The 21,287-nt window shown below is 45.7% G+C and carries 16 protein-coding genes; 10 read left to right on the top strand and 6 right to left on the bottom strand.

Going from position 1 to position 21,287, the window contains the following annotated elements; all coding sequences use genetic code 11:
- Both ppx and ppk1 read right to left on the bottom strand, forming a co-directional pair.
- The gene (ppx, locus tag OU793_RS07215) at positions 1-1,506 is read right to left on the bottom strand and encodes an exopolyphosphatase (protein WP_159404171.1); all 1,506 of its coding nucleotides are present in this window, start codon (positions 1,504-1,506) and stop codon (positions 1-3) included.
- Positions 1,490-3,580 carry a polyphosphate kinase 1 gene (ppk1, locus tag OU793_RS07210; protein WP_005460183.1) on the bottom strand — a complete coding sequence of 697 codons (2,091 nt, stop codon included), beginning with the start codon at positions 3,578-3,580 and terminating at the stop codon, positions 1,490-1,492. The genes ppx and ppk1 overlap by 17 nt, the downstream gene beginning before the upstream one ends.
- 208 nt (positions 3,581-3,788) lie before the next feature.
- Here ppk1 and OU793_RS07205 point away from each other — a divergent pair, with 208 nt between their 5' ends.
- Genes OU793_RS07205 through phoU form a run of 4 tightly spaced genes read left to right on the top strand, consistent with a single transcriptional unit; the run spans position 3,789 to position 9,247 of the window.
- Positions 3,789-5,993 (top strand): ABC transporter permease subunit, encoded by a 2,205-nt coding sequence (locus tag OU793_RS07205; RefSeq protein ID WP_159408114.1) that lies wholly within the window; start codon positions 3,789-3,791, stop codon positions 5,991-5,993.
- Positions 5,994-6,023: 30 nt separating this feature from the next.
- On the top strand, positions 6,024-7,697 hold the full coding sequence (gene pstA, locus OU793_RS07200; protein ID WP_021453466.1) for a phosphate ABC transporter permease PstA: 1,674 nt from the start codon (positions 6,024-6,026) through the stop codon (positions 7,695-7,697).
- Between the two features lie 2 nt (positions 7,698-7,699).
- Positions 7,700-8,518 (top strand): phosphate ABC transporter ATP-binding protein PstB, encoded by an 819-nt coding sequence (gene pstB, locus OU793_RS07195; RefSeq protein WP_005460191.1) that lies wholly within the window; start codon positions 7,700-7,702, stop codon positions 8,516-8,518.
- A gap of 30 nt (positions 8,519-8,548) precedes the next feature.
- Positions 8,549-9,247, top strand: a complete 699-nt coding sequence (phoU, locus tag OU793_RS07190; RefSeq protein WP_005440349.1) for a phosphate signaling complex protein PhoU — start codon at positions 8,549-8,551, stop codon at positions 9,245-9,247.
- Between the two features lie 60 nt (positions 9,248-9,307).
- Here the strand turns inward: phoU and ppk2 are convergent, their stop codons facing one another.
- The 3 genes from ppk2 to OU793_RS07175 form a co-directional block, all read right to left on the bottom strand.
- The gene (ppk2, locus tag OU793_RS07185) at positions 9,308-10,084 is read right to left on the bottom strand and encodes a polyphosphate kinase 2 (protein WP_005460167.1); all 777 of its coding nucleotides are present in this window, start codon (positions 10,082-10,084) and stop codon (positions 9,308-9,310) included.
- Between the two features lie 69 nt (positions 10,085-10,153).
- Entirely contained in the window at positions 10,154-10,897 is a 744-nt protein-coding gene (locus OU793_RS07180) for a copper homeostasis protein CutC (protein ID WP_005488290.1), read from the bottom strand.
- A gap of 285 nt (positions 10,898-11,182) precedes the next feature.
- Complete coding sequence (locus OU793_RS07175; protein ID WP_005381738.1) at positions 11,183-11,794, bottom strand: peroxiredoxin C; 612 nt, start codon at positions 11,792-11,794, stop codon at positions 11,183-11,185.
- A 199-nt stretch (positions 11,795-11,993) separates the two neighbouring features.
- Between OU793_RS07175 and OU793_RS07170 the strand changes: the two genes are divergently transcribed.
- From OU793_RS07170 to aceA, 3 genes are all read left to right on the top strand, one after another.
- Positions 11,994-12,899: a hydrogen peroxide-inducible genes activator gene (locus OU793_RS07170; protein ID WP_005460156.1), complete on the top strand. Its 906-nt coding sequence runs from the start codon at positions 11,994-11,996 to the stop codon at positions 12,897-12,899.
- Between the two features lie 606 nt (positions 12,900-13,505).
- Positions 13,506-15,134 carry a malate synthase A gene (aceB, locus tag OU793_RS07165; protein ID WP_020840129.1) on the top strand — a complete coding sequence of 543 codons (1,629 nt, stop codon included), beginning with the start codon at positions 13,506-13,508 and terminating at the stop codon, positions 15,132-15,134.
- A 118-nt stretch (positions 15,135-15,252) separates the two neighbouring features.
- Positions 15,253-16,563, top strand: coding sequence for an isocitrate lyase (gene aceA / locus OU793_RS07160; protein ID WP_005460165.1), 1,311 nt, complete (start codon positions 15,253-15,255; stop codon positions 16,561-16,563).
- Positions 16,564-16,641: 78 nt separating this feature from the next.
- Here aceA and OU793_RS07155 read toward each other — a convergent pair whose 3' ends face one another.
- On the bottom strand, positions 16,642-17,100 hold the full coding sequence (locus tag OU793_RS07155) for a CBS domain-containing protein (protein WP_005460159.1): 459 nt from the start codon (positions 17,098-17,100) through the stop codon (positions 16,642-16,644).
- A gap of 317 nt (positions 17,101-17,417) precedes the next feature.
- Here OU793_RS07155 and OU793_RS07150 point away from each other — a divergent pair, with 317 nt between their 5' ends.
- The 3 genes from OU793_RS07150 (at position 17,418) to tgt (ending at position 21,205) form a co-directional block, all read left to right on the top strand.
- On the top strand, positions 17,418-18,566 hold the full coding sequence (locus OU793_RS07150; protein WP_029786958.1) for a trypsin-like serine protease: 1,149 nt from the start codon (positions 17,418-17,420) through the stop codon (positions 18,564-18,566).
- Positions 18,567-18,871: 305 nt separating this feature from the next.
- A complete protein-coding gene (gene queA / locus OU793_RS07145) occupies positions 18,872-19,924 on the top strand; it encodes a tRNA preQ1(34) S-adenosylmethionine ribosyltransferase-isomerase QueA (RefSeq protein ID WP_005483764.1) in 1,053 nt (350 codons plus the stop codon).
- Between the two features lie 147 nt (positions 19,925-20,071).
- On the top strand, positions 20,072-21,205 hold the full coding sequence (gene tgt, locus OU793_RS07140; RefSeq protein WP_005460199.1) for a tRNA guanosine(34) transglycosylase Tgt: 1,134 nt from the start codon (positions 20,072-20,074) through the stop codon (positions 21,203-21,205).
- The last annotated feature ends 82 nt before the right edge of the window (positions 21,206-21,287 follow it).

The raw sequence follows: 21,287 nt of genomic DNA, 5'->3' as shown, positions 1-21,287 counted from the left end.
CTAAAAAGTGAGTGTCCACTTCGCACTTGCCCATCTATCTTGTTCTTCCAGCAAATCGGCATGCAGCAACTTATTATTATCTAACCATGCTTCATCGGTACAAGTGATCATCCATTCATCGCCTTTGATCGATAAAGTGATGTCAGGTAGTGGGTCGTCGTTGCGTTGCCCATTAAGGACTATGGACAGACGAAGAATCTTAATCAGGCTTAACACATCACTTTGTTTGTAGAGGTTGAACTCTGGCAACTCATTGAGCCTTAGCGCTTTGCGTTGAAAGCGTGCAAGCGTCGCCAAGACGAGTTGTTGCTCACGGTTAAAACCTTGCAGGGTTGAATGCAGAAGAATATAAAACGAGTGGCGATGAAAGCTGCGTAGGTTGATGCTTAGCCCAACTTCATGCAGCAGAGCGGCCCATTCTAATAAATCAAACAGTTCGCTTTTCTTTTTAATCCCAAGCTCAGAATGTACTTGTTCAAGCATCTCGCGTGCGTGACCTTTTACGCGTGCAGCGTGCTCGAGATCCACACGATGTTTTTGTGCTAGGTTTTCCGTGGTACGCATGCGAATGTCAGAGCGAGCAAACCGCTCTTCCATTTCATATAACAAGCCTTCTCTCAATGCTCCATCAGAGAAAAACATCTGGTCGATTTTTAGTGCCTGAAAAATCGCAGCTAAAATCGCTACACCAGCGGCAAATACCGGTTTACGTTCATCGGTCAGGCCAGCCAACTGAATATCATCAATTGACGCGAACTCGTTTAAAGTATCAATGAGCTTACTCAGACGCTTTGCTGTAATTAAACCGTCTTCAAAGCCCAGCCCAATCAATACCTCTTGAATCGCTTTGATGGTGCCTGATGAGCCGAGTGCAATATCCCAACCTTTCTTACGGTATTTGGTCGCGATGGACTCTAGCTTTTGTTCGGCAGCGAGCATGGCTTTGCTGAAGTTTTTGCTCGATAACTTGCCATTTTTGAAGTACTGCTGTGTAAAGCTGACGCAGCCCATCTGTTTGCTATTAAGCAGTTCTGGTTCGAACTCTTGTCCGATGATCATCTCGGTGCTGCCACCGCCAATATCGACCACCAGTTTAGAATTAGATTCCACTTGAGTGTGTGCGACACCCAAGTAAATTAGGCGCGCTTCTTCCTCTCCCGGAATAATCTCTATCGGGAACGGCAAGGCTGCTTTTGCACGTTGGATAAACAAATGCGCGTTTTTCGCTCTTCTTAGCGTGTGTGTAGCAGCGATGCGCACATTGGATTCCTCAAAGCCTTGCAGCCTCTCTGCGAACATCGCAAGACACTCCAACGCTCGCTCCATTGAGGCGTGACTTAAATTCAATTCACTGTCTAGGCCAGAGGCTAAACGAACCCTCTGTTTATGGCGACTGATGAGCTGTAGGTCGCTGCCGACCACCTTCGCCACCACCATGTGGAAGCTATTAGAGCCGAGATCGATCGCGGCAATATAGCGTTCATCTTGTTCAAGTATCTGAGACATCTGACTTTTGTCTTCTTGTTTGCTTTTCTATATTTTTAAGATAGTCGTAGATGGCAACTTGTGAGCGAACTTTTTTACGGTTTCCGCGCGGTACATAGCTATTGCTCATCTCTTTGTCTATCAAACGTGCCTTTACTGTATCGGTAAAGTGGATGTTAGTTATATCAATAATTCTCTGTTTCAAACGTGGATCACGAACAGGAGCGGCAACTTCGATACGATGATCGATGTTTCGTGTCATCCAATCGGCAGATGAAATGTAGACTTGAGGATCCCCATCATTGTGCGTGATCACTACGCGTGGGTGTTCCAAAAAGCGATCAACGATACTGATGATTCGAATGTTTTCGCTGACGCCTTCAATTCCAGGAACCAACGCGCACATGCCGCGGATGATCATGTTGATCTTTACCCCCGCGTTGCTTGCTGCGTAAAGACGGGTGACGATGCCTTTATCGACGAGGTTGTTGACCTTGATGGTTAATCCGGCCTTTTTGCCCGCCTTTGCATTGGCGATTTCATTGTCAATCAGGCGGTAAATTTGGGTGCGCGAATTACGCGGAGAAACCATCAAGTGATTGAACTTCACTGGGCGATAAGGGTTCTCAATGTAGCCAAACACGTTGCGCACTTCATTGGTGATTTCTTGGTCTGCGGTGAGCAGCGAAAAGTCGGTATAGATTCGAGCGGTTTTTTCGTGGAAATTGCCCGTGCCAATGTGCGCGTAGCGAATAATATCGTCACCTTCACGGCGACTGATCATCAATAACTTTGAGTGAATCTTTAAACCGGGCGCACCAAAGATGACGTGTACGCCAGCTTCAGTCAGAACTTTTGACCATTCAATATTTGCTTCTTCATCAAATCGTGCCTGCAGCTCAACGACTACAGTAACGTTTTTGCCGTTATGCACTGCATCAATCAAAGAGTTCATCAAGCGAGAGTCTTTGGCTACGCGGTAGATATTAATTTTGATGCTGAGCACTTTCGGGTCAAAGGAGGCCTGGCGAACCAATTCACCAATATGGTCAAAGGTGTGATAAGGGTAGTAGAGCAGAATGTCTTTGGCTTTGATGGCTTCGAAACTGTTGGCGTAACCTTCAAAGTCTGCACACTTCATTGGTGGCATTGGTTTGTTTTCGAGGTATTCTCGCCCGACGTTTGGAAAAGCGATGAAATCTTTGAAGTTGTGGTAGCGTCCACCTGGAATTAGGTTGTCGTAATTGGAAATTCTTAGTTTGCTGCACAAGAAGTCGAGCATCTCTTGCGGCATTTCACGCTCATACACAAAGCGTACTGGCATGGCGGTTAAACGTTGGTTTACACCTGCTGACATTTGCTCTAGCAAGCTGTATTCGATTTCATTACGCAAGTCGTACTCTGCATCACGCGTCATTTTCATCGCGTAGCCTGCGAGCTCATCATAATCGAAAAAGCCTTTAAAAAGCTCGTCTAAACAGTATCGGATGATGTTATCAAGCAGGATGATGGTCTTACGGCGTTTGCCTTTTTGCTCTGGCACCATCACGAAGCGTGGCAGGTGGTCGGTTGGAATTTCGATGAGAGCGTATTGAGAGTGGTCTTCTTTGCGCAGTTCGACGGCGATGTAAGCGTATTCGTCTTTGAGGAATTGCAGCACGTCGATTTCATCTTTCATCAACAAAGGCGTGATATGTGGCATGACTTCTTTGCGGAAGTATTTGGTGATCCACTTTTCCTGCGCTTCATCGAGTTGATGCTCATTGACCAAGAAAATGCGACGCCGTGCCATTTCTCTAATTAATTCACTGTAAAGTTCGTCGAATTGTTCGTTAAGCTTAAGGGCTTTAGCTTGCATCTTACTTAACAGACGCTTGGAGTTGTCACTCCCTCCTCGCTCTTGGTTGATCAAAATACGACGTTTCACATCAGCGAAGCGCACTTTGTAGAATTCGTCGAGGTTGTTGGAAAAGATCCCCAGAAAACGAATACGCTCGATCAACGGAACGGTTTTGTCGGCCGCTTCTTGTAACACTCGTTCATTGAAAGATAACCAACTAAGCTCTTTTTCTATATATAGTTTTTCTGCGCTCATAACCTTACCTAGCCTAAAGTGAAGTAATCGTACTGATCATGGGGATAAACAGACGAGTGAAAACATTATGAGATTTTTGTTACAGATATATTTCATACCACGCATTGCATAAGAGTTGTATTCTTTTCAGGTGTTTAATGTGATCTGTAATATAATTGTCATCTTAACGACATATTCTAGTACTAAGTCAAAAAAGGTAGAGAGATAAATGGCCCAAGCCGAGTTTTCATTGCAGGAAAAAGATAAGAAACGGCTGATTAAAGATCGTTTAGTTCGACTTGCAGTGACATCTGGTGGAGTGGGTGTGCTCGCTGCCCTTATTCTGATCTTCGTCTACCTTGCGATGGTGATCATTCCTCTGTTTTCTGATGCAGAGATCAAGCCTAATCACGCGACTCGAACCACGCAAGTAGGCATGCCTCTGGCCATTTCTGTCGATGACTATTCACAACTTGCTTTCGTTTTAACGCAAAGTGGTGAGATTCGATATTTATCGATGGACGCACCTGACAAGCCCGCCATTTATACTCAACAGTTAGCGACTAATCCGGTATCTTTTTCTCAATCGGCTCCTGGCCTTGGTTGGTATGGATTAGTCGATGATCAAGGTCTAGCACATATCTTCAAGCCAGAATTCAACGCGACGTTGAGAGAAAATACTCGCCCGCCAGAAGTGGTGGCGCTGTCGACGGATATGAATTTGACGCTCACCGACGCGCAAGATCCTGTGACTCAATTTGTCTTCAATGCGTCAACACAAACTCCAACTATTGTTTGGCAGACTCGCAGCGGGAAAGTCAAAGCGCGTTGGCAAGAAAAGTCTGCGCTAGGCGTCGCTCCAACCACGATAGATTTTTCCTTTTCTGCGGGCTTTGACGCTCCCCAACAGATGCTCTTAACACCGGATGGTGAAACGCTTTATTTGCGTGATGGTTCGGAGTTAATTGTTCTGACCAAAGCTGCTCAAAAGTTTACGGTGCGCGAAGTTATCGATCTTACTCAAGGGGATAAAAAGCATTCTGTAAGAACGATTGATTTGCTTGCGGGCGCATATTCCCTGTTGGTGACGCACAATGATGGTCGCGTTTCGCAATGGTTTGATACTTTGCAAAATGATAAGCGAACCTTAACTCATATTCGTGACTTCAAATTAGCGTCTGAACTTAAATACTTATTGCCAGATTCACACCGCAAAGGATTCTACAGTTTCTACACCAATGGTACGCTTCAGAGTCATTACACGACCAGTGAAAAACTGGTGTTGTTTAAGCGAGCTTATAAACAAGCGCCTGCGATGGCGGCAATGTCGAACAATGAACGCTATCTGATTACTTGGAATGATGGCTCGTTAAAGGTGGCGGAGGTCGATAACTCTTACCCTGAAGTCTCGCTTTCTTCACTGTGGCAGAAAGTGTGGTACGAAGGCTATCCAGAGCCTGAATTTGTATGGCAATCTACATCGGCCAGCGATAACTTTGAAGCCAAATTTAGCTTGGTGCCGATTGCGTTCGGCACGATAAAAGCGGCTATGTTTGCGATGCTGTTTTCAGTGCCTTTGGCGGTGCTAGGCGCTATTTATACGGCGTATTTTATGTCGCCACGCATGCGTCGAGTGGTTAAACCGTCCATTGAATTGATGGAAGCACTGCCGACCGTCATTATCGGTTTCCTTGCCGGGTTATGGTTTGCTCCGATAGTCGAAGACCATCTGATTACGGTCGTGGTGATGTTGTTTGTGTTGCCATTGAGCACCATGGTCATGGGGGGCTTGTGGGCTCTGATACCTCAATCTCTGCGTAATCGTCTACCTAATGGATGGCATGCACTGGTTCTTATGCCGGTGATTTTACTGTTGATTGGTATCGGAGTTTGGATTTCTCCAAGTATTGAACAAACCTTCTTTGGTGGCGACATGCGTTTGTTTTTGACCAATCACGGGATTGGTTTTGATCAGCGTAATTCTTTAGTGGTTGGCCTTGCGATGGGCTTTGCCGTGATTCCTACCATTTTTACCATTGCGGAAGATGCCATTTTCTCTGTACCAAAGCACTTGTCTGATGGTTCGTTAGCGCTTGGGGCCACTCCTTGGCAAACCTTGATTTACGTCGTGCTCCTTACGGCCAGCCCAGGTATTTTCTCCGCCATTATGATGGGACTTGGACGCGCAGTTGGTGAGACGATGATTGTCTTGATGGCGACTGGTAACACGCCTTTGATGGACTGGAACATTTTAGAAGGACTTCGCAGCTTATCGGCAACCATTGCGGTGGAGTTGCCAGAGTCTGAAGTTGGCAGTTCGCATTATCGTTTGTTGTTCCTCGCTGCGTTGATTTTGTTTGTCTTCACCTTTGCTGTGAACGCGCTGGCAGAGTTGGTGCGTCAAAGATTGAGAGATAAATACCGTGCGTTGTAGTTTAGATCAGGAAAAAGAGCGAGTGACTGAATGTTAAATTGGATTCGTTCTGGCGCACCGTGGATATGGCTAACAGGCGGTGCGGTCAGCATCAGTTTGTTATCGGTGTTAGGGTTATTGCTCCTCATTGGTTGGAAAGGGTTAACCTATTTCTGGCCTGCGCCATTGTATCAATGGAACGTAACGTCGTTGACGCCGGTGCAAGGTGAAGTGCTGCATGAAAACACCATTTTGATTGGCCAGATTTACGAGCGCAGCTTTGTTCCGAGAAGCTATCTTCCAGTGGATGCCGTCAAGAAGTTAGACGAAGATGAGGATTTCGCGACTCGATTGAACATCAAAATTGCGAATCGCGAGTTATATCCGGCCGATTTTATTTCCGTATTGCAGATGCAGCTGGATGAGCCAACCACACCCAAAGAGTGGGCGGTGATTGAGCGCAGCAGCGGCGGATACTTTTTTGGTAAGCTGGTGGCGTTTCAAGATGGCGACAAGCTCTATCAAACTGATATCCAAACGGTGTTGAACAAAAAACTTGATGACGCAGAAACGCTGCGCCACGAGATTGATTCTTTGGTCGTCGACCAACTGAAAGACCTGGGTTGGAAGCTTGAGCAATTGCGTTTAGACAAGCGCAAACATGAGCTCAACAACACCGTAACGGACGATTTTTTAGCGCAGAACTTGCAACAAAAAGAGCAAGTGGAACAAGAGCTGGCGAAGTTGGACTTACAACTGGATGGCTTGCGTTTACAGCTTTCTGGCTACGCACTAATTGTTGAGGACATGACGGGTTCTCATGTTTCGATTCCCCTTGAAGACATTTTGGACTACTGGTACCCAAACCAAATGTCGTTACCTGACAAAGTGATGCATTGGGGTAAACAGGTCTGGAAATTCTTATCCGAAGATCCAAGAGAATCGAACTCTGAGGGCGGCGTTTTTCCTGCAATATTCGGAACCGTTTTCTTGGTGCTTATCATGTCGATTATCGTGATGCCGCTTGGGGTGGTTGCTGCGATTTATTTGCATGAATACGCGAAGAACAACGCACTTACGCGAATTATTCGAATTGCGGTCATCAACTTGGCGGGGGTTCCTTCGATCGTGTATGGCGTGTTCGGGTTGGGGTTCTTTGTCTATACCATCGGCGCATCCATCGATAACGTGTTTTATGCCGAGCGATTACCAGCGCCAACTTTCGGTACGCCGGGTTTGTTGTGGTCGGCTTTGACGTTAGCAGTATTAACACTGCCCGTGGTTATTGTTACGACAGAGGAAGGCTTAACACGTATTCCGAGCTCAGTACGCCACGGCTCTTTGGCGCTTGGCGCGACGCAATTTGAAACGTTGTGGCGCGTGGTATTACCAATGGCAACGCCTGCGATTATCACTGGTTTGATTCTGGCGATTGCGCGTGCCGCAGGGGAAGTCGCGCCACTAATGCTAGTGGGGGTTGTGAAACTGGCGTCCAGTTTGCCTGTTGATGGTCAGTTCCCTTACGTGCATTTGGACAGAAAGTTCATGCACTTAGGTTTTCATATTTACGACGTTGGATTTCAAACCTCCAACATTGAAGCGGCGCGCCCGCTGGTGTATGCCACTTCCTTCTTACTCGTTACCGTGATTGTCGGACTAAACTTAACAGCAATCAGCATTCGCAATAATTTACGAGAAAAATACAGAACGTTAGGACAAGATTAAGTATGTTTAATTTCGATAATACATTAGGTTATGAGCCACCACTGGACGTCCATAACTTAACGGATGAACAAACGGCGATCTCGATAGAGAACCTTAATCTTTTCTACGGTCAAGCGCAGGCATTACACGATATTTCGATGCGTATCCCAAAAGGGCGAGTGACAGCATTTATCGGCCCGTCTGGTTGTGGTAAATCGACATTATTGCGCTGTATCAATCGTATGAACGACTTGGTGGAAGGATGTAAAGTCACCGGAAAAGTTCGTTTGCACGGTAAGAACGTCTATCACCCGAATGTCGATGTAGCAACGCTTAGGCGTCGCGTTGGAATGGTTTTTCAGCGTCCTAACCCATTTCCTAAGTCGATTTATGAGAATGTGGTTTATGGCTTACGCTTACAAGGTGTGAAGAACAGCCGCACATTAGATGATGCGGTTGAACGTTCACTTCGCTCTGCTGCGTTGTGGGATGAAGTGAAAGATAGATTGCACGAAAACGCATTTGGACTTTCGGGTGGTCAGCAGCAACGTTTGGTTATTGCGCGTGCTGTAGCAATTGAACCAGAAGTGCTGTTATTGGATGAGCCAACATCGGCACTGGATCCAATATCAACTTTAACTATTGAAGAACTTATCAACGAGCTTAAGACTCAATATACTGTCGTGATCGTTACCCACAACATGCAGCAAGCCGCGCGAGTGAGTGACCACACCGCATTCATTCACATGGGTAAGTTGATTGAATACTCCGACGCAGACTCAATCTTCACATCGCCAATGAAGAAACAGACAGAAGACTACATTACTGGTCGATACGGCTAAGGCTCGACCAAACACGGAATAAGGAAAATCATGCACTTTGGACGTCATATTTCAGGACAATTTAACGTAGAGCTAGAATCGATTCGTACTCATGTGTTAACCATGGGTGGCTTGGTTGAACAGCAGCTTTCGTATGCTATTCAAGCCTTGCATAAAGAAGACATTGAGCTCGCGCGAAAGGTTGTGCGTGACGATCATAAAGTGAATGCAATGGAAGTATCGATTGATGACGCGTGTACTCGAATCATCGCCAAACGTCAGCCGACTGCGAAAGATTTGCGCCTGATTATGGCGATCATCAAGACCATTACTGATCTTGAACGCATTGGGGATGTCGCGACACGCATTGCTTATGTCGCTATCGAAAGCCCGTCATCGAAAGAACGCCAATTCCAAGTTTCATTAGAACCTCTCTGCCGTCAGGCGATTCAAATGTTGCATCAGGTTTTGGATGCATTCGCTCGTATGGATGTTGAAGCCGCAGCAGAGGTTCACAAACTCGATGATAAGCTGGATGCCGAATACGAAGCGGTGATCCGTCAGCTCATGACTTACATGATGGAAGACCCAAAAAATATTCCGCATATTCTTCAGGTGATGTGGTCTGCTCGCGCTATTGAACGAGTAGGGGATCGTTGCCAAAACATTTGTGAATACATTATTTACTTTGTGAAAGGTAAGGACGTTCGTCACCTTGGTGATCAAAGCATTGATGATGTGTTGAAGTAACGCTTCATATAAATGAAAAAGACCAGCGAACGCTGGTCTTTTGGATCTTAGAAGCCGAGATCAGTACTTATCTGGTACAAACGTTTGATCGTCTATTGGTGCTCTGACGTAGCCCTCTTTATTGATCTCTGGTAACTCAATTGGTGGGTACTCTAGCGCTTTATATTCAATTTGACTGAGTAGATGACTAATGCAATTTAAGCGCGCTTTTTGTTTTGAATCTGAAGGTACAACCCACCAAGGACAGTTTTTGGTGTCGGTGTAAGCGAACATCTTGTCTTTTGCTTCAGAATACTCAGCCCAGCGGTGTCGAGATTCTAGATCCATCGGGCTGAACTTCCAGCGCTTTATCGGCGTGTTGATGCGCCCTAAGAAGCGTTTTTCCTGCTCCTCGTCGGAGACCGAAAACCAGTACTTGAGCAAAATAATGCCTGAGCGTTGCAGCATTCTCTCGAATTCAGGGCAAGAGCGTAGAAATTCTTCATATTCATCTGGCGTACAAAAGCCCATGACTTTTTCGACGCCAGCTCGGTTATACCAACTGCGGTCAAACAAGACGATTTCACCGGCGGATGGCAGGTGCGCGACATAACGTTGAAAGTACCATTGTGTCTTTTCTTTTTCAGTCGGTGCGGGCAATGCCACTACGCGGCAAACTCGGTGATTTAACTTTTCCGTAATTCTCTTAATTACGCCGCCTTTGCCTGCGGCATCACGGCCTTCAAACAGAACGACGACTTTTAGTCCTTTGTGTTTAACCCATTCTTGCAGCTTTACCAATTCGACCTGCAGCTTTTTAAGCTCTTGTTCGTATTCCTTTTTCTTTAGCTTAGACATTATTCGTTCCTCACTCCTTGATGCTCAATATGTTAGCACTCAACGTAGGAAGTGGGGATTTCGAATGTGTTATTTGAGAGCTGCTGCGACGTTGGCGATGGCTTGAGTACTGGTAATAGGAATCGCAAAATCATCGACATCTGAAGCGCCCATTTTGCTTTGTTCAGCAATAAAGGTCATTTGGCTAGGGCGTGTGGTCTTGCCTGAAAGATGGACTTCTTGCACGTTCGTGTTTTTGACTAAATGACGGACGTTGTCTGCATTCACTCCCGCCCCGGCCATGATCGCAATGCGCCCTTGGGCTTGTTCCACAAGAGATTTAAGTACGCTCTCGCCTGCTGGTGCAGATGGAGCGAGGCCTGAAGTCAGAATACGTTCGCAACCTAAATGGATGATATCTTCCAACGCTTGTTCTGCATTGCGACATTGATCAAACGCACGATGAAACGTGATGCCAAGACCCAGTGCTTGTGCAAACTCGCACAATGCGGTGGCAAACGGCATGTGGATATCACCTTCTTGGGTCAGTACGCCTAGCACCACTCCATCTAAACCAGATTGATGGGCGGCTTCGATGTCCCAACGCATCATGTCTAGCTCCTCTTCGTTATAGAAAAAGTCGCCTTGGCGTGGACGAATCATGGCATACACTGGAACAGAAGATTGTTTGGCCGCTTGCTGCATAAAACCGTAGCTTGGCGTTAAGCCACCCAATGCGAGAGATGAGCAAAGCTCAATACGAGTTGCGCCACCAGCAATGGCGTAATGAAGAGATTCAATATTATCAATACAGACTTCTAGATGAGTAACCACTTTGATTCATCCTACTAACGTTAAAGTAAGTGTTATGGCTAAGATATTAGCAGGACCAACAGGCAGAATCTGTATGATGTCGATGGGAAATAGAGGTAAAGTTTTCGCCTAGGTGTTACCTCATTTGAGCACATTTATTGAAGATAAAAGAAAGCCCAGAGCATATACACTGGGCTTCGATAGGACTTTACTTAGACTGATTGGCGTTTGCGGTTTTCCCGCTATAGCTTTTTGCTTTATATATACATCCAACCATCACACCCGTTGAGCTTGGGTGAAGGTCTATTATTTTTTGCCTAGGTCAGCTGCGTGCTCAGATAGGAACGCTGCAACACCTTTTGGAGATGCGTCCATACCTGCTTTGCCTTCTTCCCATTGTGCAGGACATACTTCGCCGTGCTTCTGGTGGAAGTTTAGAGCATCAACCATACGTAGCATTTCGTCGATGTTACGGCCTAGAGGTAGGTCGTTAACTACTTGGTGACGTACAACGCCTTCTTCGTCGATTAGGAAAGAACCACGGAAAGCAACGCCTGCTTCTGGGTGCTCAACGTCGTAAGCTTTACAGATTTCGTGCTTAACGTCAGCAACTAGTGGGTACTTAACTTGACCGATACCGCCATCTTCGATAGCAGTGTTACGCCATGCGTTGTGAGAGAACTGAGAGTCGATAGAAACACCGATAACTTCAACACCTTTAGCTTGGAAATCAGCTAGACGGTTGTCGAATGCAATTAGCTCAGATGGGCAAACGAAAGTGAAATCTAGTGGGTAGAAGAAAACTACTGCTTTCTTACCTTTAGTGAACTCTGCAAAGTTGAAGTTTTCAACGATTTCACCGTTACCTAGAACAGCTGCTGCAGTAAAATCAGGGGCTTGACGACCTACTAGTACCATTTTTTTGCTCCTAAAAAGTATGGTTAGTTCCAAACCGAATACAGTAATGTCGGTTTGGTCCGTGTTTGTTCGAGACAAACTATAGTACAGATTGTAGTATTGAAAAAAGCGAAATAAATAGATTGAGTTAATCGAAAAAAGCGATAACAACAAAACTATTAACTCGATCACTGGAACAGCGGTAGATACAAATACAATTATGAATAAATGGCCCAGTCTGAAGCAGTTACATTATTTAGTGACACTGCATGAAACTCGACATTTTAGCGAGGCAGCAGAGCGCTGCTTTGTCAGTCAATCAACGTTAAGTAAAGGGATTCAGAATCTTGAAGAGTTGATCGGTTGTCCGCTTTACGAAAAGAAAGACAAGAAAAGCCCGTTGGTTTTTACCCAGACGGGAGAAATGGTCGTAAAGCAAGGTCGAGAGCTATTGGCCAAAGGACAAGATTTAGTAGAACTTGGCCGATTATGTCAGGGCGATGATATGAAAGGCCAGTTGAAGGTTGGGTGTATTCCGACGATTGCACCGTTCTTATTGTGTGACCTCGTCCAAGAGGTGAATTATCGATTCCCTCAACTAAACCTTCTATTAAGAGAAGACACCACCACCAATTTGTTGCAAGCGCTGCGTCATGGTGAGTTAGATGTACTGATCTTAGCGTTGCCAGTTGAAATCGATGGTATGGAGAGTCGCGTCGTCGGCAAAGATCCGTTCCGTATGGTGATCAGTGCAAACCAAGTCGATTCGATTCCTGTACCGATCCGTTATGACGATCTGCCGGATGAGTCGGTGTTCCTTTTAGAGAAAGAGCATTGTTTAACTGAACATGCAGTTTCAGCTTGTAAGCTGACCGATAAAGAGAAAATTAACCCCTTTACGGCAACCAGCTTACATACCTTGGTGCAGATGGTCGCGAACGGCTTAGGTACCACTTTTATTCCTCAAATGGCAATCGAACACGGCTTGTTACACAACCAAAATTTGGTGGTGATCGACCCTCCTGGCCAGCAAGCGTATCGCGAAATTGGTTTGGTTTGGCGCCCTAGTTCATCAAGAACAAACACTTTTAACCAACTTGCAGATGTGGTTTCCGAACTGCTTTAGCTATTAGTATTAGCCTTTACTTCCTCACTATTTCTCTAAAAGCGCACTGGAAACGGTGCGCTTTCTAGTATTTTATTCTGTCGGTGAACTTTGACTTGTAAAATTTCACAGCTTTATTTTCGTGAAGCTTTCATAAAATTGTGAAATTTCACAATGTTAATTTTACACAATCGGCTGCGCATTGTGTTTAACCTCCGTTTAAATTCCTTACGCTAGACCTTATGAGTACAAGGTTTTCTCGCTTGCCTCTATATTCATACACCTGTTTTAAATCATATTTCATTGTAAAATTTAATGTAATTTAATTACGTAATAACTTACAAATTGGCATCCAAAATCAGTGCTTTGTTTGGTGCCGAATAAAACTTCGAATTTTGTGTTTTGTTTGTCTAGGGGGTTTCGTTAAACCCTTTGTTGATATAGCTTATTTAAAGGCTGCTAAGACTTATGTCTAGATTGAAAAAGCACTCAGGCTTAAGCAATCTATGAACACGGCCACACAGATTGAACACAAAGTTAAAGGATGTATTTTGTTGTTCATAACTTACAAATGTAGCTTTACGCTGACTGCCCAAGATAGATAAAGCACGTTAAGGATGAATGATTATGCTTGCTCAGACAGAACAAAAAACACAACCATCACAGCAAACCCAAGGCATGCTTGAGGTGACTGGAGCACTTGCTCCGGAGCATCAAGCTATTTTCCCTGTTGAAGCCCAAACCTTTTTATCTCTGCTGTGTGAAAAATTTGCTGGGCGTGTTGAAGAGCTGTTGGAAGCGAGAGAAGAAAAGCAAGCACGCATCGACGCTGGGGAGTTGCCAGACTTCCTGCCTGACACACAAGATATTCGTGAAGGTAGCTGGAAGATCTTAGGTATTCCTCAGGATCTACAAGATCGCCGTGTTGAGATTACAGGCCCAACGGATCGCAAAATGGTGATCAACGCTTTGAATGCAAATGTAAAAGTATTCATGGCGGATTTCGAAGACTCTATGTCGCCAGCTTGGGACAAGGTTCTCGATGGTCAAGTTAACTTGCGAGATGCCGTTAATGGCAACATTAGCTACACCAACCCTAGCAATGGCAAGCATTATCAGCTGGTGGACGACCCAGCGGTGTTGATCTGCCGTGTTCGCGGCCTTCACTTAAAAGAAAAACACGTGACGTGGCACGGTCAGATCATTCCAGGCGCGCTTTTTGATTTCGCACTGTATTTCTACAACAACCATAAAGCATTGCTTCAAAAAGGCAGCGGTCCATATTTCTATCTTCCTAAACTGCAGTCTCATCATGAGGCGAAGTGGTGGAGTGAAGTGTTCCATTTCACAGAAGAATATTTTGGTTTAGAGACTGGCACGATCAAAGCGACCGTGCTGATCGAAACGTTACCAGCTGTGTTTGAGATGGATGAGATTTTGTTCTCACTTAAAGAGCATATCGTAGGGCTGAATTGTGGTCGTTGGGATTACATTTTCAGTTACATCAAAACACTGAAGAAACACCCAGATCGTGTTCTGCCGGATCGCCAAGTCGTCACCATGGACAAACCATTTTTGAACGCCTATTCGCGTTTGCTGGTTCGTACTTGTCACAAGCGTGGTGCTTTCGCGATGGGAGGAATGGCCGCCTTTATTCCCGCGAAAGACCCGCAAGAAAACCAGAAAGTGTTGGATAAAATTCACAACGATAAATCACTTGAGGCGAATAACGGTCACGACGGTACGTGGGTTGCCCACCCGGGTCTAGCCGATACTGCTATGGAAGTATTCAGTGCGGCACTTGGAGAGCGAACAAATCAACTAGATGTTAGTCGCTCCGAAGACGCGCCAATTACCGCAGCCGAGTTGCTAGAACCGTGTGACGGTGAACGTACAGAAGAAGGCATGCGCCACAACATTCGCGTTGCGCTGCAATACATCGAAGCTTGGATTTCTGGAAACGGCTGTGTACCAATCTACGGATTAATGGAAGATGCTGCGACTGCTGAGATTTCTCGCGCCTCAATCTGGCAATGGATTCAGCACGGTAAGTCACTCGACAATGGTCAACAGGTGACAAAAGCACTGTTCGAAACCTACTTGCAAGAAGAAGTAGAAGTAGTGAAACAAGAAGTGGGCGAAGAACGTTATCAAGCCGGGCGTTTTGAAGAAGCCGCACAATTGATGGCGAAGCTAACAACTAGCGATGAGCTAACCAACTTCTTAACCGTCCCTGGTTATGACTACCTGGACTAAGAATTCTTAACTGTAATACCAATAACGTGAAAACTTTCGAGGCAGATAGGGATGTACTGCCTGAGAACGGAAACTCAACGCACAAACAAAAGTGCAAATAATAAAGAGGGATAGACCAATGACATTGACTCGCCGCCAACAAATTGAAGCTCTGGAAAAAGACTGGGCAACGAATCCACGCTGGAAAAACGTAAAGCGTACTTATACTGCAGAAGAAGTCGTAGAACTGCGTGGCTCGATGGTACCAGCAAATACAATCGCACAACGTGGTGCTGATAAGCTGTGGTCACTGGTCAACGGCAGTGCGAAAAAAGGTTATGTAAACTGTCTTGGTGCACTGACAGGTGGTCAAGCCGTACAACAAGCGAAAGCGGGTATCGAAGCGATTTACCTATCAGGCTGGCAGGTAGCGGCAGATAACAACACTGCATCGACTATGTACCCGGATCAGTCGCTATACCCAGTGGACTCAGTGCCTTCAGTGGTTAAACGCATTAACAACTCTTTCCGTCGTGCTGACCAAATTCAGTGGGCGAATGGCAAGTCTCCTGAAGATGAAGGTGGTATTGATTACTTCCTACCAATCGTAGCGGATGCAGAGGCGGGCTTTGGTGGTGTGTTAAACGCATACGAACTGATGAAGTCGATGATCGAAGCTGGTGCCGCTGGTGTTCACTTTGAAGACCAACTCGCTTCGGTTAAAAAATGTGGTCACATGGGCGGTAAAGTACTGGTTCCGACGCAAGAAGCGGTACAAAAACTGGTAGCTGCGCGTCTTGCTGCAGACGTTTCTGGTACAACAACGCTAGTTATTGCACGTACTGATGCGAACGCGGCAGACCTGCTAACTTCAGATTGCGACCCATACGATAAAGACTTTATTGAAGGTGAGCGTACTCAAGAAGGCTTCTACCGTGTACGTGCAGGTATCGACCAAGCGATTTCTCGTGGTTTGGCTTACGCACCATATGCAGACTTGATTTGGTGTGAAACTGCGACGCCGTGTCTAGAAGAGGCGCGTAAGTTCGCAGAAGCGATTCACGCTGAGTACCCAGATCAACTGCTAGCATACAACTGTTCACCATCGTTTAACTGGGAGAAAAATCTCGATGCAGAAACCATTGCGAAGTTCCAGCAAGAGCTTTCAGACATGGGCTACAAGTACCAGTTCATCACGCTAGCGGGTATCCACAACATGTGGTTTAACATGTTTGAATTGGCACACGCTTATGCGCAAGGTGAAGGTATGCGTCATTACGTTGAGAAAGTTCAACGTCCTGAATTCCAAGCAGCAGAGAAAGGCTACACCTTCGTGGCTCACCAACAAGAAGTGGGTACAGGTTACTTCGATAGAATGACGAACACCATCCAAGGTGGTAACTCATCTGTCACTGCGCTTACCGGTTCGACCGAAGAAGACCAATTCTAATTGGCACTGCAACACTTCCTTAATCAACGTCAGTAATGGCATATTTTGAGCGGCATCCCGGCCGCTCTTTTTTCGTCTTTATAACGCTTCTTCATCCGGTTCAATTTCTTCCGGCTCAACCTCTTCTTGCAGTTCAAGCAAGTTGATCGCGATCGTAACGAAGTCCGTGTCAGTAATGATTCCAACCAGATGCCCTTTATGCACGATAGGCAAGCAGCCCACTTTGTGCTTTTGCATGTAAATGGCGCTCTCTTTTAGACCCGCTCTTGGCTCTGCAGTCATGATGTTAGTGTGCATCATTTCGTAGAGAGGCGTATCGAGGGTAAAAGATTGTTCAGCGTCATCTGGGTGCAAACAGGATTCTTGAGCAGCAAGAATATCACGTTGAGTCACCAAGCCTTGTAAGTGATGATTGGCGTCAACAACCGGAATATGTCGAATATCCAACGCGTCCATCATGCTCTTTGCATCGCGCAAGGTATGCGTGCGTAGCAAGGTATGAGGGTTGCGAGTCATCATGTCTTCAACCTTGATCATAGAGACCTCCAGCGGCATTGTCCTTTCTTTAAATATAGAGAATATTTTGCCGTATATCTGGGAGCCAACTCGTTTTTCATCAATTAAATAGCACAATGTTCTTGCGCCTCTTTTTTACTGCGTAATCTGTGTGTTATCGATGTTTTTATTAATTTGAATAAGTCGGTTTGCGTGCGAGTCAGTTGGCATTTTTGATTGATATTGAATGTGTACCCAAGGTAATCCAATGAATTGAATCGCACATTTTTATTCGTTGGATTTTCCAAGATTCGTCTCTCGAAGAAGATACGCTCAGGCTTACCAAATTGAAGACGATTATGTACAAAAAATTATTTGCACTGATGGCTGCTGCAATGAGTGTCCAATCCGCTCAGGCCATCGTTTTGGGCAGTGTGGAGTCAAACCCTGCAGATCGCGTTGCGATTCGAGCCAGTAACATGGCGGAATTTCAAAACTGTGGCGGCACTATGGTCACTGACCAGTGGGTAATGACTGCGGCCCACTGTGTCGTAATGGGGCAAGGTTCGAACGAAGCGAGCTATTACGTTACCCAACCGGGTGAACTGTCTATCACTGCTCGTGTACATAATCTTCACGATACGAGTATCGACAACTACTACACCGTTTCGCATGTCGTCGTGCATCCAAACTACACTCGTATCTCGAAAGCGGATGTTGACAGCAAGGGGAATGTGAAGCCTATTCAAACGGCGCTCGATAATGACATTGCGCTGCTTTACCTTACTCGCCCAGTTACTGGGGTGAATGTGGCTGACCTCGCCACGAAAGAAGACATGATCAGCATTGAGGCACGATTAGCGGCGGATTGGAACGATAACTACGACACCAACCAGCGAACTGAAAATGTTCAGGTTTATGGATGGGGAACAACAACGCCAATGGCATCGGAGGCTTCTCCTTTGTTACAAACCACTCAGATCGGTTTTCTTCCGATAGACAAGTGTTATGAGCGTCTGGAAATTGGCAATAGCTATCCGGGGTTGATTAACTCTAGAACCAACGCGACTAAGATCTGTACAGTGCCCACATTCAATAGGATTTTAGAGCCAAGCAGCAGCACTCAATATGGTAACTCTGCTTGTAAAGGGGACAGCGGTGGCCCGCTGCTGGACATTGCGACAGGCAAGCAAATTGGGGTCGTGAGTGGTGGTCCTTTGGTATTGCCGACTTGTGGCTCGCTGACCATTCCAAGTTTTTATACGAAGGTCAGTAACTACTACGATTGGGTTCAGTCTTACATTACTGCCGACACACCACCAAACCGTTACATCACTGAACCAAATTTTATCATCAATGCTAGAGAAGAAGCGGGCAAAGAGTGTCACGATGGTATTGCAACCAATAATTGTGATTTCAAAGGTTCCGATGACGATGGCGGCAGTCTAAATCTCTGGTTGTTGGCTCTGTTCGCTCCTTTAGCATGGTGGCGCAGACGCGAAGCGTAATCACGTTAACGATGTTGAAAGAAACGAGCAGCCCACGTCGCTGCTCGTTTTATTGGTAGGTTGGCGCTGTATTAATGACGATGAGTGCGTCGTCAAAATAAATATCCTTACGCCGTGTAAGAATATTGCCAAGTGATCGCGGATTTTCACGTTTTATTACACTCTTCACCATGGCTTTTACAGCGATATTCTGGGGATTTGCTTGCTATTGCAGCATGTAAACATATACTAGTCTGCTGCGAAAAACTCGTCGCAATTTAATCGTCTTCTTTGACGTGATTTGACCAATATATAAGACAAGTAACATGCAAGTATCAGATTTCCATTTCGACCTTCCAGATGAACTCATCGCTCGTTACCCTCAACCAGAGCGTACCGCAAGCCGACTACTACAAATGGACGGCAATACTGGCGAGCTTATAGATGGCACATTTACCGATGTGTTAAACCAAGTTCAAGCTGGTGACTTAGTGGTTTTCAATAATACCCGTGTTATTCCAGCGCGTATGTTTGGTCGTAAAGAATCTGGCGGTAAGTTAGAGGTGCTAGTGGAACGCATGCTAGATGAGAAAAGCATTCTTGCGCACGTTCGCTGCTCTAAATCACCAAAACCAGGCACTACTATTATTGTGGGCGAGAATGACGAATACTCAGCTGAAATGGTGGCTCGTCACGACGCCCTATTCGAACTGAAATTTAACTCTGATAAGACGGTATTAGAAATCCTTGAAGAAATTGGCCACATGCCACTTCCTCCATACATTGACCGCCCAGATGAAGACGCAGATAAAGAGCGTTACCAAACCGTATATAACCAAAAACCAGGCGCAGTAGCAGCACCTACGGCTGGCCTGCACTTTGATGACGTTCTTTTAGATAAGATCAAAGCCAAAGGCGCTGAGTTCGCTTACGTTACACTACACGTCGGTGCAGGTACGTTCCAACCCGTAAAAGTGGATAACATCAACGATCACCACATGCATGCAGAGTATGTAGAAGTACCGCAAGAAGTGGTGGATGCCATCAATGCAACCAAAGCTCGCGGTGGTCGCATCATCGCAGTGGGTACAACATCAGTACGTTCACTCGAAAGTGCAGCGCAAGATGCATTGAAGAAAGGCTCAGAATTGGTTCCATTCTTCGGCGATACTGAAATTTTTATCTACCCTGGTTACGAATACCAGCTGGTGGATTGCTTGATCACGAACTTCCACTTACCAGAATCAACATTGATCATGTTGGTGAGTGCGTTTGCTGGCTACGAGAACACCATGAATGCTTACAAGCATGCGGTGGAAAACAAATACCGCTTCTTCTCGTACGGTGATTCAATGTTCATCAAAAAGAAAACGATTTAGTAAAAAATAAGATTTACGAGTGCTAGCAGTAAGCTAGGAAATAAAGCATTCATTGCTTTGTCTCTCGCAAGGAAAAGCGACCGCTCCTTAAGTAGGGCAGAGCCCTAAACACTCAGTCAGACTGTTTCTCTGACATTCGGAGGCATCGTGAAATTAAAATTCGATCTTAAGAAGAAAAACGGTAATGCGCGTCGTGGTCAACTGACTTTCGAACGCGGCACTGTCCAAACTCCAGCGTTCATGCCAGTCGGTACCTACGGTACGGTTAAAGGCATGACACCAGAAGAAGTAAAAGGCACAGGGGCAGAAATTCTGCTAGGCAACACGTTCCACTTGTGGCTGCGTCCTGGTCAAGAAGTGATGAAAATGCACGGTGACCTGCACGATTTCATGAACTGGCACGGTCCTATTCTTACCGATTCAGGCGGTTTCCAAGTATTCAGCCTAGGTAAGATGCGTACTATCACAGAGAAAGGTGTTCACTTCCGTAACCCTGTGAATGGCGACAAGATTTTCATGGATGCAGAAAAGTCGATGGAAATTCAAAAAGATCTAGGCTCTGACATCGTAATGATTTTCGACGAGTGTACGCCATACCCTGCGACACATAACGAAGCGAAAAAATCGATGGAAATGTCGCTACGTTGGGCTCAACGCTCACGTGATCACTTCGATAAGCTAGAAAACCCGAACAACCTATTTGGTATTGTTCAAGGTGGTGTTTACGAAGATCTTCGTGATGTATCGGTAAAAGGCCTAACTGAGATCGGTTTTGACGGCTACGCAGTGGGTGGTTTGGCGGTTGGTGAGCCAAAAGAAGACATGCACCGTATTCTTGAGCACACTTGTCCACAACTTCCAGAAGATAAGCCACGCTACCTAATGGGCGTAGGTAAACCGGAAGACTTGGTAGAAGGCGTTCGTCGCGGTATCGACATGTTTGACTGTGTAATGCCTACGCGTAACGCACGTAACGGCCACCTATTTGTGACTGGTGGTGTGATCAAGATCCGTAATGCGAAACATAAAACGGATACAACGCCGTTAGATCCGCATTGTGACTGTTACACTTGTCAGAACTACAGCAAGTCGTACCTTCACCACCTAGAGCGTTGTAACGAAATTCTAGGTGCTCGTCTGAATACGATCCACAACCTGCGTTACTACCAGCGTCTGATGGAAAGCATTCGCAAGGCGATTGATGAAGACCGTTTCGATGAGTTTGTTCAAGAGTTTTACGCTCGTCGTGACCGCGAAGTGCCACCACTAAGCAAAGCTTAAAAGAATTAAAGCCTTTGGCATGTCGCCAGAGGCTTTTGCTAATAAAGTAGGCTAACGCACGTTATTTTTGAGAGAGCGATCT

It is taken from the genome of Vibrio sp. VP6 (assembly GCF_028823755.1).
Classification (GTDB): domain Bacteria; phylum Pseudomonadota; class Gammaproteobacteria; order Enterobacterales; family Vibrionaceae; genus Vibrio; species Vibrio parahaemolyticus.
The sequence above is the reverse complement of the archived record's forward strand: the minus strand, read 5'-3'. Positions and strand labels throughout refer to the sequence as shown.

What these genes read in the sequence shown, in the direction of transcription:
- ppk1 (WP_005460183.1), bottom strand. Translation starts at nt 3,580, where the DNA reads ATGAGCGCAGAAAAACTATATATAGAAAAAGAGCTTAGTTGGTTATCT.
- aceB (WP_020840129.1), top strand. Translation starts at nt 13,506, where the DNA reads ATGCTTGCTCAGACAGAACAAAAAACACAACCATCACAGCAAACCCAA.
- queA (WP_005483764.1), top strand. Translation starts at nt 18,872, where the DNA reads ATGCAAGTATCAGATTTCCATTTCGACCTTCCAGATGAACTCATCGCT.
- OU793_RS07205 (WP_159408114.1), top strand. Translation starts at nt 3,789, where the DNA reads ATGGCCCAAGCCGAGTTTTCATTGCAGGAAAAAGATAAGAAACGGCTG.
- aceA (WP_005460165.1), top strand. Translation starts at nt 15,253, where the DNA reads ATGACATTGACTCGCCGCCAACAAATTGAAGCTCTGGAAAAAGACTGG.
- OU793_RS07155 (WP_005460159.1), bottom strand. Translation starts at nt 17,100, where the DNA reads ATGATCAAGGTTGAAGACATGATGACTCGCAACCCTCATACCTTGCTA.
- OU793_RS07150 (WP_029786958.1), top strand. Translation starts at nt 17,418, where the DNA reads ATGTACAAAAAATTATTTGCACTGATGGCTGCTGCAATGAGTGTCCAA.
- pstA (WP_021453466.1), top strand. Translation starts at nt 6,024, where the DNA reads ATGTTAAATTGGATTCGTTCTGGCGCACCGTGGATATGGCTAACAGGC.
- ppx (WP_159404171.1), bottom strand. Translation starts at nt 1,506, where the DNA reads ATGTCTCAGATACTTGAACAAGATGAACGCTATATTGCCGCGATCGAT.
- pstB (WP_005460191.1), top strand. Translation starts at nt 7,700, where the DNA reads ATGTTTAATTTCGATAATACATTAGGTTATGAGCCACCACTGGACGTC.
- OU793_RS07170 (WP_005460156.1), top strand. Translation starts at nt 11,994, where the DNA reads ATGAATAAATGGCCCAGTCTGAAGCAGTTACATTATTTAGTGACACTG.
- ppk2 (WP_005460167.1), bottom strand. Translation starts at nt 10,084, where the DNA reads ATGTCTAAGCTAAAGAAAAAGGAATACGAACAAGAGCTTAAAAAGCTG.
- OU793_RS07175 (WP_005381738.1), bottom strand. Translation starts at nt 11,794, where the DNA reads ATGGTACTAGTAGGTCGTCAAGCCCCTGATTTTACTGCAGCAGCTGTT.
- phoU (WP_005440349.1), top strand. Translation starts at nt 8,549, where the DNA reads ATGCACTTTGGACGTCATATTTCAGGACAATTTAACGTAGAGCTAGAA.